Below are 13,755 nucleotides of genomic sequence, written 5' to 3'. Positions count from 1 at the left end.
TGAAGGTGGCAGGCTGGTGGCAGGATCTATTGGATGATGAAGGTTTTGGATTTTTGTTTTCGACAATAATTCAAAAACAATCCTACAAGATGGTGCAAGAATTGTCGGGAGAGGAAAAACCACTTTTGCTATGCTGTGAGTAACGGGGGAGGTAAGCTGATGGATATGCTGGCTCGACTAAACATGGCTTTGGGCTATATTGAGGAGAACCTGACGAACTCTATAGATTATAAGGAGGCCGCGAGAATTGCCTGCTGTTCGGAATACCATTTTACACGCATATTCTCATTCCTATCAGGCATTACCCTGTCGGAGTATATTCGGCGCAGGCGTCTGACCCAAGCAGCATTAGAGCTTAGTCAGAGTGAAAGCAAAGTCATCGATGTTGCGCTGAAATACGGATATGCTTCTCCGGACTCCTTCACCAGAGCATTCCAGGGCATGCATGGAGTAACTCCTTCAGAAGCTCGTACTCATGGTCAATCACTCATCGCCTTCCCACGGATGACATTTCAGTTAACCATTAGAGGAGGAAGTGAAGTGAACTACCGCATTGAAGACAAAGAAGCTTTTCGTATCGTGGGGATCAAAAAAAGAGTACCCATAATATTTCATGGGGTAAATCCAGAGATTTCTTCGATGTATGAAAGTCTAACGCCAGAATGGATTGAAACAATTAAGAGCTTGTCGAATGTTCAGCCCTCAGGACTTATCAGTGCTTCAGCAAATTTCAGTGAAGGACGAATGGAGGAGAGAGGGGAACTTGATCATTACATCGGCGCGGCTACGACTAAAGATGTTCCCGATGGCCTTGAGAAACTAGATGTACCAGCCTCCATATGGGCAGTATTTACAGTCGTCGGCTCTTTTCCGAGTGCGCTTCAGGAGGTTTGGGGACGCATCTACTCCGAATGGTTTCCGACTTCGGATTATGAACTAAGTGAAGGACCGGAAATTCTCTGGAACGAGAATAAGGATGTAGCATCACCTCATTTTAAAAGCGAAGTTTGGATACCGGTTAAGAAAAAATTTTTCCATCATATTTAAAAGAAATGGTGTTGCTCGGCGGCCTATACGCTATGTTAGAAAGCAGTGATGACATAAGTGGTTAAACGTACCGGCGACGGCTCGCGGGAATTGAAAGGCGGAGTATGTGCAGTATAGGGAAGCGCTCCATATTCAGTGAATCGTTCATCTGCCGGATCGTATTGCAGAGTCTTTAAATAGAGCTTGCTGCAACAGTTTCAAGACCTCATGATTCCAGGGTCGGCCGAATACAGCGACTTCGACGTTTTCAAATACACAAACGAGTCCGTGTTCTTGACGTCAGGAATGCTGCGAATCTTTTGAATGATTTCCAGTAAGGAGTTTGTGTTTTGGTAGGCTACTTCAACGATGATCTCATAATTTCCTGCGCAGATCGTCAAAAACGTGATTTGTTCGTATTCGGCAAGAATGTCGGCGACCTTTTCGATATTACCCGACACCTGGATGCCTAGCATGGCTATTTGGGCTGCATTCAATTTGATTAAGTTGGGAATCGCTACGATGCGGATGTACCCTTCCCGGATCAGTCTTTGGGTTCTAACGCGTACCCGAGTCTCGGACAACGATACATATTGCGCTAGCTCCCGGTATGAAGCGCGTCCGTCGTTGGTCAAAATCCGAATGAGTTGATGATCTACCTCGTCAGGAACGTACTCATGATTCGTAGCTTTTGTCATAGGGAGTCACCTTTATGTATATGTTTTTGAGGAAATGCAACGACATTTGTCTAATTTTATCCCATTGTAATTGTAATAACAATTATTAATTTAATTTTTAACTGAATTTTACGAAAAATGAAAAAGCGAAGCCCGAAAAATCGGCAGCTCCGCTCATAAGGCATGTTATTTCATAACTTTAAATGCTATTCAGACTTGAGTCCCTGCAACCTCCCCAGAATCACCGTCGCTTCAGCCCGTGTCGTCGCGGCGTTCGGTTCGAAACGCTTCTCGCTTCGCCCGTTCATCAGCTGCGTCTGCGTCACGGCCAAGACGGAAGCCGAGGCCCATTCGGGAATTTCGTCGCTGTCGGTAAACCGAACCCCTGATTGTCCGTCTTGTGCCAAACCGGCGGCCTTCCCGAGCAGTACAGCCATCTCCGCGCGAGTAACTGACCGATTCGGACGGAACGTCCCGTCCTCGTAGCCAGTAACGATACCGAGATGAACCGCTGCCGCGATATCTTCCCTCGCCCATTCCGGAATATCCGCCTGATCGGTAAAGTTCAGCCCGCTGTTACTCCTCTGCAGTTGCAGCGTTCGGACGAGTAATCCGATAAATTCCGTTCGTGTAACGGGTTCATCCGGGCGGAACTTCCGATCCGGATCGCCCTTTATAAGTCCCCTGCTGAAAGCTTCTTGGATCTGCTCTTCCGCCCAATGTCCTTTGATATCCTCAAGCGTCGCAGCCGGCTTCGGATCGCCGCCGGATGAAACACCTGCAAGCAACGAAGGCGTCAGCTTAGGTGCCTTGCGGTTGCGTGTGGATTCTTGCAAGTCGTAAGCAAAGCTTAACAGCTCGGCATCAGCGTACTTCGAACCGAGTAAGCTGATCCCGACGGGGAAGTCGTCGGCGAACCCTGCCGGTACGGTGACAACAGGGCGTCCGGTGTAGTTAGCCCAGCCGCAATGGGTGCCGAACTGTTCGGGATCGATGAGTACAGCCGGGTCTTCGTGGACAGTCGCCGGCGGAGCCGCGACGGTCGGATATGCTAGTGCATCGAGCTGGTATTCGGAGAAAATTCCGTCTACGCCTTCCGCGAACTTCTTCCGTGCGTCGACTGCGGCAGCGAAGCCTTTTTCGTCGCGCGGTTGTTTGTCGTCCCACGACAACCATTCTTTAGCAGTTTTTTCCATATTGGGGCTGCCGGCGATGATGTCGCCGAAGTTGATTTTGTCGAAAGGCTCGGTCAGTGCTGCCAAGCCCACCGGCCACTCCGCTTTGGTACGTACGAAGTAATCTTCGTGCCCGGTCGTCGCCCAATAAGATGCATCCGCAGGGGCGTAGGTGTTCCACCAGCTCCGATTCAGCGGGATTTTTACAACCGTGGCGCCTTGAGCTTCCAGATCGGCGACCGCTCCGTCGACAACCGAGAGGGTGGCATCGGATTCTGTACCGGGGATATAGTCGTATCCGCCGAACGGCGCGACTGCGTACCCGATCCGCGCACCCTTGAGAGACGTATCGGACAGCGAATCGACATAGGATTTCGGTTTGTTGGCATCCGCTTCAACGGTCCAGGGGTCCTTAGGATCGGTTCCAGCGATCACGTCGAGCAGCATGGCCGCGTCCTGAACCGATAGCGCAAGCGGTCCGATCGCATCTCCGAGCGGGTTGTAGTCGACCCCCGCCATGGAGCCGAGTCCGACCGTCGGACGGAAGCCAACCAGGTTAGTAAACGCGGCGACGTCGGTAATGGAGCCGCAAGACTCGGTTCCGAGGCCAATCGCCGCCAAGCTCGCGGCAACCGCGGCACCCGTGCCGCCGCTGGATCCGTTGATATTTTTCGCGAGGTCGTACGGATTATACGTCCGGCCGTGGACGGAGCTGGCGGTGTCCCAGAACATGGCGAACTCGGCCATATTCGTCTTCCCTAAGATGATTGCTCCTGCGTCTTTAAGCCGTTGGACAACAGTCGCATCCTCCAGCGGTTGGTAGGTGGCGAGAGCTTGATTGCCATGGCTGGTAGGCATATCGGCCGTATTAATGTTGTCCTTCACGAGAACAGGGATGCCGTGCAGCGGGCCGCGAACCTTGCCGCTCGTACGTTCGGCGTCAAGCTCGGCAGCTTGGGCGAGCGCATCTTCGTTGAGCGTCACGATGGTGCCCAAGCCTGGTTTGCCGTTGATCTCTTTGTCATATGCTTTGATCCGGTCCAGGTACTGCTGGACTGCTTCAACGCTGGTAATCTCCCCAGCCTCCAGTGCATCGGCCAGCCTGACGACACCGATATCGACGATATCGACATTGCTTGCCGCAAACGTAGTCATGGGCAGTAGGCCCGTAAAGAGGAGCGCGTTAATGATCGCCACAGGTACAAGCTGTCGGACGGCGGTTCGCACAATACGGGAAATGGACACGCCTTTGGACCGTTTTATGGCCCGATTCGACGATAGGTTCATATAGACTTTTAATTTTTTGAGCAAATGCAGAACCTCCTGTACGTTTATTTCAAAACATGATATAACACTATGAAAATATTAAACAGTTTGCATTTTGGCGTTTTTCACCTCGTAGGCAACAGAAGTTTTTCGATCCTTTATTCTTGGTATGGCTACTGAAACATAAGGTATTTTAAAAACAACATACAGTTAATTACATAAACACACTAAATTCTAGGGGGGAGTATTATATTTTGGGGGAGGAATCCGTCGCTTTTTATCAAATCAGCGGCGAATTCACAACTACAAGAAGTTAATTTCATTCTATGAGACAATAAAGAAGGCTTGAAGAGCAAAAAAGGACCGTAATCTCCATATCATGGGGAAACAGCCCTTTCTCTATTTACTATTTCAGCTTAAATCTTCTTTATAACGGGTACATAGATATCCATAACTGTATCTGGACGGAAATGGCAGCGTTCATCGTAGAATTCAAAATCCAATTTGGTCTCATCATACTCATACCCACTATCCTTGAACCATTCCTCAAAGATATACTTCCATGTTTTACTAATCGCGTTGGGGAAATCCTCCTGATTGGCTTTACCGTTTTTTCCTCCGATTGTCACATCCACAGGAGGAGTAGTGAATACGGCGTAGGTAGCTTCAGGCACTTCAAGAGTAATCATGTCTGGAGTCACTTTTTCAAAATCTTCAACAATGACTCCTAGCAAATAGATCAAGCTATCGCTTTCTCTAGACTCCGGTACACAGATCCCGACTTCACCATGTTTCGGTGGATTAAGCAGGTCATACATTTTACATTCCCATCCGTTAATATCGTAATTGTTCCAAAAAGCAGCAATATCTTTAGTAAAACTTCCATCTGCGATATTGGTTGTTATTCCATAACCGGCAACTTTAAATGACGGCTTTGAGATCATTGTAGGAACCATATAACAGCCTCCTAATTTCAAGGTATTTTTTTCTCCATTAAGATAGTTTTGGACACCTGCCATCCTTACTGCATATTGTGTCGGGTTATAGCCATACTCCTTACGAAAAGCTTTAGTGAATCCGCTCTGTGTTTCATAACCGTAATCAAGCGCAATATCGATGATTTTTCTGCCTTTATAGAGCTCTACTGATGCTAAGGACAACCGTCTCTTTCGAATATATTCCATGACAGGAACCCCCATACATACTTGAAAAACCCTGCAGAAATGATACAAAGAGTATCCGGCATGCCAAGAAACGATTTCTGGTGTCAGTTTTTCCTTAATGTTGGCCTCAATATATTCGATGCTGCGTTTGATATCAACGCTATAGTTCAAACCATCACCATTCCCTTTCCCCGTACGGTTGATTTCATTATAACAACAGCCGAAGTACCTGACTGTTCCAGCTTTGCTGCTTCTGGAATCTGTCAATGGAACGACGATGATATTGACGGAGAACAGAAAGATTCCCCTTGAAATTGTCGCAGCGTCAAGTGCTACTATAATATTGAGAGCTCGGAAAGGAGACTTTGGATGAACAGATCTGTTGCAATCAATCAGTTGTCGGAGCAGATGGGACTGACGAGTCGCACCTTGCGCCACTGGGAATCAGAAGGATTGTTTAAAAGTTCAAGAGATCCCTCTTCCGGATGGAGAATTTATGATGAAAATGCACTCTTATGTATCCGAATTACTGCAGTTCTTCGAAAAATGGATATCCCGATAAAAGATATAAAATCTGTTATTGCAAGCCAATCTCCTTCACGGCTTACCGCAATTATTGAACATAAAATCTCCACTTTAGAGTTGCAGAGAGCAGAAATCCTGCTCTTTGAACAGCAATTAGACCGGGTCTTGAAACTTTTTCATAAGAAAAATACAGATTCTCTCTCAAGTCTTGATGAGATTCTTACGGAGATGGAGGATTTATTAATGAGCAATGTGGAAGAAAACAACATAATCAAAATAGTCACCCTGCCTCCTATGAGGGTAGCCTATAATATTGCTGTAGGTGTCTCTCCGGAAGATGAGGCAATGGCGCCGGTGCTGGATTGGATTACGTCGTCCAATTTACTGGGTACGGCACGTTTTTTTGGTGGTAATGTGGAGCCGCTGCCAAGTCATCTCGGCACCCCATATGGATATGGTATGTGCGCTGCAATCCCGGATGGAGTGGATGTTTCATCACATTTGCAAGAAATGGTGCTGCCCGGCGGTCTGTACGCGATGTTGGAAAGCAGTGATGACATAGGCGGTTCATGGACAACGTTAATGCGTCACTTGTCAAAGCATAGTAAGTACAAATCCGACCCATCAAGACTATGCCTGGAAGAACATATTCGTAATGACAATCCGGACGGTTGCGGCAGCAAATATTATCTGAACTTGTTCGAACCGGTGGAAGTGAAATAATTCCGAGGCAGCATAGAAGCAGTCCATAGGGAAACGTTCGCTTAAAGAAAAAGGTCATCCGCATTGGATGGCCTTAAAGTTTGCCATTTCACAGCACCCATTGGCATCAATTAGTCAACACTAATCCAATAAAAAATTAGATAAATATTAAAATCTAATAACAATAGTGATACACTAAGGTTAGGTCAACATTGATCCAGAAAAAGGTGTGCGACCCGGTCGCGCGCTGGCTTGCTATGGCGCCTAAGCAGGAGCGCCTTACATCCTTCCTGCAAATTGTAGGGTAGAAGGACGGTAAAAATGAGCAACGGACAAACGAAAACCGACGTTATTTTAATTGGTGCCGGAATCATGAGTGCGACATTGGGTTCACTGCTGAAAGAATTAGCGCCGGACTGGAAAATCACCGTGTTTGAGCGGCGCGGGGGCGCAGGAGAGGAAAGCTCTAACGAATGGAATAATGCGGGGACGGGGCATTCTTCGCTATGCGAGCTGAACTACACTGCCGAACAACCGGACGGATCGGTCAATATTAGCAAAGCGATAACCGTGAATGAAGAGTATCAGGTTTCCAAGCAGTTTTGGTCTTATCTGGTGGACAGCCAGCGGATACGGAATCCGCGCGACTTTATCGTGCCTGTGCCTCATATGAGCTTTGTACAAGGGGAACAGGATGCAGCCTTTTTAAGAAAACGATTTAAAGCGCTATCAGACCATCCTCTGTTTCAAGGGATGGAATTTTCCGATGACCCGGCACAACTGATGAAATGGATTCCGCTTATGATGAAAGAACGGACACTCAATCAGCCGATAGCGGCAACGAGAATCGAATCGGGAACGGATGTCAATTTCGGCGCTTTGACGCGCATCTTGTTTGACCACTTAAAGAGTAACAACGTCGATCTGAAGTTCAACCATCAGGTGGATGACATTAAGCGTACGGGCGACGGCTCGTGGGAGTTGAAAGTCCGGAATCTGGATAGCGGTACCGTAGGGCGCCATTCGGCCAAATTCGTCTTTATCGGCGGCGGGGGAGGAAGCCTGCATTTGCTGCAGAAATCCGGTATTCCCGAAGGAAAAGGCATCGGCGGATTTCCGGTAAGCGGACTGTTTATGGTGTGCCGGAAACCGGATATTGTCGCGCAGCATCATGCCAAAGTATACGGTAAAGCCGCGGTTGGCGCTCCGCCCATGTCTGTTCCGCATCTGGACACAAGGTTCATTGACAAGGAAGAATCGTTGTTTTTTGGCCCGTTTGCCGGCTTCTCGCCCAAGTTCTTGAAATTCGGTTCGATGTTTGATTTGATCACTTCGGTCAAACCGGATAATCTCGTAACGATGCTGGCGGCAGGCGCCAAAAATTTTGGGCTGACCAAATACCTGATCGAGCAAGTGATGTTATCTAAAGAACAGCGCATGGAAGCTTTGCGGGAATTTGTTCCGAACGCCAAAAGCGAGGATTGGGATCTGGTGGTGGCGGGCCAGCGTGTGCAAATTATCAAAAATATGGCTTCCGGCAAAGGAACGCTTCAATTTGGCACGGAAGTGATTAGTGCCGCCGACGGCTCGATCGCTGCATTGCTCGGCGCTTCTCCCGGTGCTTCTACCGCCGTTTCCGTCATGCTTGAGGTCATCGAAAAATGCTTCCCGCAACTTATTAAAGCGTGGGAACCGAAGCTTAAAGAAATGATTCCCTCTTATGACCTGTCACTGCCTGAAAACCCGGAGCTTATACGCAAAATTCACACTTCAACCGCGCGGTCGCTCGGTCTAACGAATGGGATAGGGAAGCCTGAGAACAAGACGCCTAATAAAAGTTTGCCGGAAGTAGGGGAAGCGGCATTCCGCCCATGATAACCCGAAGCAGGTCAAGGCTAAGAGGAGCAGAACCATGGTTTTGCTCCTCTTAACTATGCTTACAGATGTGAACCGCCGGTAGCATCAACCATTTGTCCCGTTACCCAACGGCTGTCCGAAGAGGAGAGGAAAGCGACGATGTCCGCGATATCTGAGGGCTGTCCGATCCGGCCGAGGGCCGACATTTCGGATGCATACTTTTGCCCTTCCGGTGTGTGCAGCCAAGAGGCGTTGACGTCCGTATCGACGATGCCGGGAAGAACAGCATTCACCGTAATGCCGCGCGGTCCCAATAATTGCGCAAGATGCAGGGTAAATGTATTGAGTGCTCCTTTCGTCAAGTTATAGGCCATAATGTGAGGATATGCGATTCGTGTAACACCGGAAGAGATGTTGATAATACGTCCTCCGCTGCGCAGCAGCGGCAATGCCTGCTGGACGAGGAAGAACGGTGCTTTTACATTTACCGCAAATAATTCGTTGAATGCTTCTTCCGTTGTCTCTTCAAATGGTTGTGAAGTGCCGATTCCGGCGTTGTTAACCAGAATGTCGAACTGGTGATCTCCGGTATGGCGAAGGAGTGCTTCCTCCAAGGATTGAATCAACTGCTTCGCTCCAGCGACCGTTTCGAGTCCTGCACCTATTGCTATGGCCCGCCCTCCTTGTTCTTCAATGGTGCGAACGACATCTTCCGCTGCATCACGGCGGTTCCCATAGTGAACGGCAACCAGAGCCCCTTCCTCTGCCAGACGCAGGGCAATCCCTTTCCCGATCCCTCTGCTTCCTCCTGTGACCAAAGCCACTTTTCCTTCCAGCCGTTTCATTGGTTCCACTCTCCTTTTTATGTGCAGCATTACTTTACACCCTCCAGTTAAGGGGAGAGTCAAGGAGACTTTGATTCTTTTTCCGCATAAAAAAAACCATGCTTCATTCTGCAACTTGCAGAATAAAACATGGAGTGTTAGCCAGTATGCTCGATGGGGATAAGCAGCTCAGCCAACCGTAAGGTTCCGTACATATCTTGGTCTGAAGTTAAATAGATTTCACGGACCGGTGCTTTTGCGGAAGGGACCAGGCTTTGGGATCGAATCCATGACAGGAGTTCAGTGACAGCCGGACAATCATTGTGGTAAGGGTTGCACTGGTGAACAAGGGAAGCTGCGGCCTTCAATTCAGGGAGGATCCCGACTTTCACTCTTCCTCTGTCTGGAATAACCTTGGTTAGGGGCAGTGCGACCTCGATATCGGCTAGATCTGAATTTCTGCTGCCGAAATCATGCCATACAATCGTCAGTAAACGTCCTTCAGCCTCCCCGCAGGAACGGACGTACTGCAAAATTTCGTCCAACAGCAGACACAACTGTGTTCGCGGGATCTTGTCACGTATGGAAGCAGTGAGTTGGGGTTCTACGTATCGAATTGCAGCCGGTGTATGTTGATGATGCTCCTCCGATTTTTCTATACGGGTTAGCCTTTTGTCGATCTCGTTAAGCTGACTTTGCGCTTCATGGATGGCCTGCTCAAGTTCTTTCTTTTTAACCGCTAACTGATTCTTCACTGCCTCCGGTATAACGTTTTCTTCCAGCAGGGGCTTGATTTGCTCTAATGTGAAGCCTTGTTCTTTCAAGGCAACGATACGCTTAACCGTCAGAAGCTGTTCTTCGGTATAATATCGATAGCCATTATTTTCATCTACGACGGCGGGTTTTAACAGCCCCAGGTCATCGTAAAATCGTAAAGTTTTAACGGAGACCCGGGTCAACTTGGAGAAAGCGCTGATTTTTAACATACGAAAAACGGACTCCTTTCGTGAAACGGCTGCTCCTTAGACTATCATATTTTGTACATGATATTTCCGTGCATGGATTGCTAGGAACCGTGTATATTTCCTAATTATAATTTAACTTGAGGAGAAACGATATGGATTGGCTTGAGCGCATGAACAACGCAATGGACTTCATAGAAGCCCATCTACTGGAAAGTATCGATTACGATCAGGTTGCCACAACTGCTTGTTGTTCGACTTACCATTTTCAGCGGATGTTTTCTTTCATAACCGATGTGCCGTTGTCGGAGTACATTCGGCGCAGGCGACTGACTCTAGCTGCATTTGAACTTCAAAATAGAGAGGTAAGAGTCATTGATATTGCCTTAAAGTACGGTTATGAGTCCCCTGAAGCCTTTTCCAGAGCATTCAAAAAAATGCACGGTGTAATGCCTGTGTCAGCGCGCGACAAGGGCGTGTCACTTAAAGCCTATCCGCGAATGTCTTTTTATTTTTCAATTAAAGGAGATACGGAAATAAATTATAGGATTGAGAAAAAAGAGGCTTTTACCATGTTTGGCGTTTCTAAAGAAATAAGTGCTGCCGCTGAACAAGCTTTTGTAGAAATTCCTGAATTTTGGAATTCGTGCATTGCTGACGGTATCATCCATCGAATTCGTGCCATAGCCGGACTATCCAAAGAAGGACAAGTTCATGCGGTATTATATAACCATGCAGGCCATGTGTTTTCTTATATGATAGGGTATCACTTACCGCAAACTGGTTTACCGGTACCGGATGGATTCGAACAACTTTTGATTCCGGCACAAACCTATGCGATATTCTCGACAGGACTATACCCCGACGGACAAAGCCGTATTCATGAACTATGGAAGCGTATTTGGGGAGAGTGGATTCCAACCTCTGATTATGAGTGCGTAAATAGTCCTGAATTTGAAATGACCTACTACAGGGGAAACGGTATGTATGAAATGGAAGTTTGGATACCGGTGGAGAAGATACCCGCTTCTAGGACCAAGAAGCAGTTTCAAGAAGAATAGATCTCGGATGAATACGGGGGAGTGAAAGTGAATCATTTATTAACCGCAACAGAAGCACTAAAATCGTATGCAATTCATGTTGATACGATCCAGTTGATCGGACAAAGTGGAAATATCGTATACAAAGTAACCGACTCCGATAAACATACCTATTCCTTACATCTTAATAAGTCCAAGAATGACGCTCTGGACAGCAAATGGACAAGTTATGATGCCCTCAAGTCACAATTGCAGTGGGTGGATGCCCTGGCTGCGGAGACCGATTTAGTTGTGCCGTTTTCCCACAAAAATATGGACGGCGAACCTATTACAAAGATAAATGGTGTGCTTTGTACATTGACAAGTTGGCTGGAAGGAGAGAATAAATCTCATATCTCTACAAAGGAGGATGCCGAGAATATCGGTACAATGATAGCGAAAATACATAAACACTCTTCGGGATGGAGAACACCGGATGGTTTCTCCAGACCTGCCTACGATTCGTCTGCCATTGTATCGGTGCTTGGACAATTGGATCAAGCCTCCGGATTTTCTTTTAATGAAAAAACCCTCCGAGTGCTAAAAGAAGCCGGGAATAAGCTGATTCGTTTTCTTGATTCGCAAGACAAGAAAAACGGTATGTGGGGAATGATTCATGCCGACCTAATCTGCCCTAATATCTTATTTCATAATCAGGAGGTACGACCGATTGATTTTGGTGCCTGTGGATTTGGATTCTACCTTCGGGATATTGCCTTGCTGTTCGCGTTTACACCGCTAGAACTCAGAGAAGCAGTATTTGAATCTTATTCGAAATGTTTTCCTCTTCAAGGCAATTATGTGAAACTGACAGAGGCATTTTTTGTTGCGGCACAGATGGAATCCTTGAATTTCTTATTACGCATCCCTGAGGCCAGCGAGTGGGTGCCAACTACCTTTGACAAATTAACCAATAGGGAATTTACGAGTTTTCTGATGGATGAACATTTTCTGTTTAGCGGGGAACCTTTTTGGTGTTGAGCGGAACTATTACCGGGACATGCTAGTTTCCGATGTGCTTTTCTCTTAACTTTTCGGGACGGCCCCTAAAACTTGCCGCTTCAGCCATCGCGGAGAGCCATATCACAAGTAATGGCAAGCCCCCCCCCCGCCGTTTTGGCGGAAGGGGCCAGTTGTTCATGCCATCTTCTTCGGCAATGTTTGTTTATTCAGCATTATCTTTAAATTTTCTATTTCTCCTTTATAAAAATCAACTGTCTTCCCTTCTGTAATTTTCCAATCCTTTTCCAATAGTGCAATGATTTCTTGGAGCTTTTCAATAGCCTTATCATATTTTCCTTGGATTTCATATATATGGGAAATTGCTTCCAATGAATCTGTATATTTTGGATTTGGCTGTAGTTCGTAACCTTTGGAGTAATATTCTATTGCTTCGTCGTATCTGCAAAGTTTAGCCATGCAGTTTCCTCTAGAGGACCATGCAAGCCATTCATGAGGATACCGTTCAGTCATCTGCTCCCAAAGAGCTAACGCCTGAGGAAGATTACTGTCTTCCTTGCATATCAGACCACCATATAATTGATATAAATAACCTGGACGGATTTGGTTCAGTCTTTCCAGAATTTCTTTTGCTTCAGCACATCTGCCATCTGCAATTAAGTAGTTCATCAGCCATACATAACCTCGCCAGTAAGCTGGATGATTTGGAACAAAATGTTTATAATACTCTATGAGTTTATGGTGATTGGAGAAGTTCCAGTCAAAAATGACTCCGTTCTCTGCATCCCGCAGAGCGTTATGATTCCTTTTTTTATTTGGATCTAAGATAAGTGCGTCCTTGGCATAATGGGAGGCTAATTCACGGTGCTCATCTGAACGATGAATGTGCAGCTCCGCCAGCAAGGTGAGGCATTGGGATTGTCTCTTCTCGTCGTTCAGCCTCTCCTTCAGAAATTGTTCAGCATAGTTAAAATCATCCTTTGATATGAAATGTTCATTACTAATCATATTTTCAATACGTTCTAAATGTAGATCATCGGTTAATGCAAATAGCTCATCAATGGTAACACCTAAAATCACAGATAAATTAGGGAGAATTTGTATATCAGGCATGGTTACTTTGTTTTCCCACTTGGATATTGCCTGGGATGACATATTCAGCTTTGCTGCGAGCTCTTCCTGAGTCATTCCTTTTTGTACACGCAGTGCTTTGATTTTTTTTCCTATCTCAATAATCATTTGGATAACCTCCAATTTTTATCATTTCGACTAGTCAATTGGATTATAACTTTTTGTATAAAATACCCTCAATGACCGCTTGGTTAAGCGAATTAGCTTATCAGTTACATTAGTAGTCTTAATGTAGGCACTTGAAACAAATAGATCAACGAATATGTATTTTACAGAGAGATGTGAGGGAAGCGGCCATCTTGCATGAAAGCTTTCGATATACTTAATGTTGAATGACTTTGTAGGAAACCTATTGACTTTGACGTCGCGGCGTCCTGTACACTTCAAGTGAAGGAAAGGAGGATGAAC

At 46.5% G+C, this 13,755-nt stretch carries 12 protein-coding genes; 6 read left to right on the top strand and 6 right to left on the bottom strand.

Annotated features, from left to right (window positions below):
- Window positions 1-159 precede the first annotated feature (159 nt).
- Complete coding sequence (locus tag PDUR_RS26305; protein ID WP_042208844.1) at window positions 160-1,047, top strand: AraC family transcriptional regulator; 888 nt, start codon at window positions 160-162, stop codon at window positions 1,045-1,047.
- 197 nt (window positions 1,048-1,244) lie between these two features.
- On the opposite strand, the gene PDUR_RS26300 is transcribed toward PDUR_RS26305, so the two are convergent.
- The 3 genes from PDUR_RS26300 to PDUR_RS26290 all read right to left on the bottom strand — a co-directional run bounded on the left by PDUR_RS26300 (window position 1,245) and on the right by PDUR_RS26290 (window position 5,478).
- Window positions 1,245-1,724, bottom strand: coding sequence for an Lrp/AsnC family transcriptional regulator (locus PDUR_RS26300; protein ID WP_042208843.1), 480 nt, complete (start codon window positions 1,722-1,724; stop codon window positions 1,245-1,247).
- Window positions 1,725-1,909: 185 nt separating this feature from the next.
- On the bottom strand, window positions 1,910-4,189 hold the full coding sequence (locus PDUR_RS26295; RefSeq protein WP_052410418.1) for an amidase family protein: 2,280 nt from the start codon (window positions 4,187-4,189) through the stop codon (window positions 1,910-1,912).
- A 371-nt stretch (window positions 4,190-4,560) separates the two neighbouring features.
- Window positions 4,561-5,478: an AraC family transcriptional regulator gene (locus PDUR_RS26290; RefSeq protein WP_042208842.1), complete on the bottom strand. Its 918-nt coding sequence runs from the start codon at window positions 5,476-5,478 to the stop codon at window positions 4,561-4,563.
- On the opposite strand from PDUR_RS26290, the gene PDUR_RS29315 reads away from it, so the two are divergent.
- From PDUR_RS29315 to PDUR_RS26280, 3 genes are all read left to right on the top strand, one after another.
- Window positions 5,389-5,619 carry a hypothetical protein gene (locus PDUR_RS29315; protein WP_169744877.1) on the top strand — a complete coding sequence of 77 codons (231 nt, stop codon included), beginning with the start codon at window positions 5,389-5,391 and terminating at the stop codon, window positions 5,617-5,619. The genes PDUR_RS26290 and PDUR_RS29315 overlap by 90 nt on opposite strands.
- Before the next feature lie 57 nt (window positions 5,620-5,676).
- On the top strand, window positions 5,677-6,555 hold the full coding sequence (locus PDUR_RS26285; RefSeq protein WP_042208841.1) for a MerR family transcriptional regulator: 879 nt from the start codon (window positions 5,677-5,679) through the stop codon (window positions 6,553-6,555).
- 300 nt (window positions 6,556-6,855) lie between these two features.
- On the top strand, window positions 6,856-8,409 hold the full coding sequence (locus tag PDUR_RS26280; protein WP_042208840.1) for a malate:quinone oxidoreductase: 1,554 nt from the start codon (window positions 6,856-6,858) through the stop codon (window positions 8,407-8,409).
- Window positions 8,410-8,471: 62 nt separating this feature from the next.
- Here the strand turns inward: PDUR_RS26280 and PDUR_RS26275 are convergent, their stop codons facing one another.
- Window positions 8,472-9,236 (bottom strand): SDR family oxidoreductase, encoded by a 765-nt coding sequence (locus PDUR_RS26275; protein ID WP_042208839.1) that lies wholly within the window; start codon window positions 9,234-9,236, stop codon window positions 8,472-8,474.
- 137 nt (window positions 9,237-9,373) lie between these two features.
- Window positions 9,374-10,201, bottom strand: coding sequence for a MerR family transcriptional regulator (locus PDUR_RS26270; protein WP_042208838.1), 828 nt, complete (start codon window positions 10,199-10,201; stop codon window positions 9,374-9,376).
- Window positions 10,202-10,332: 131 nt separating this feature from the next.
- Here PDUR_RS26270 and PDUR_RS26265 point away from each other — a divergent pair, with 131 nt between their 5' ends.
- On the top strand, window positions 10,333-11,238 hold the full coding sequence (locus tag PDUR_RS26265; protein ID WP_042208837.1) for an AraC family transcriptional regulator: 906 nt from the start codon (window positions 10,333-10,335) through the stop codon (window positions 11,236-11,238).
- A gap of 27 nt (window positions 11,239-11,265) precedes the next feature.
- Window positions 11,266-12,237 carry a phosphotransferase enzyme family protein gene (locus tag PDUR_RS26260; RefSeq protein ID WP_042208836.1) on the top strand — a complete coding sequence of 324 codons (972 nt, stop codon included), beginning with the start codon at window positions 11,266-11,268 and terminating at the stop codon, window positions 12,235-12,237.
- 156 nt (window positions 12,238-12,393) lie between these two features.
- On the opposite strand, the gene PDUR_RS29310 is transcribed toward PDUR_RS26260, so the two are convergent.
- Window positions 12,394-13,455, bottom strand: a complete 1,062-nt coding sequence (locus tag PDUR_RS29310) for a helix-turn-helix transcriptional regulator (protein ID WP_052410417.1) — start codon at window positions 13,453-13,455, stop codon at window positions 12,394-12,396.
- Window positions 13,456-13,755 lie beyond the last annotated feature (300 nt).

The organism is Paenibacillus durus, from assembly GCF_000756615.1.
Classification (GTDB): domain Bacteria; phylum Bacillota; class Bacilli; order Paenibacillales; family Paenibacillaceae; genus Paenibacillus_AQ; species Paenibacillus_AQ durus.
The sequence above is the reverse complement of the archived record's forward strand: the minus strand, read 5'-3'. Positions and strand labels throughout refer to the sequence as shown.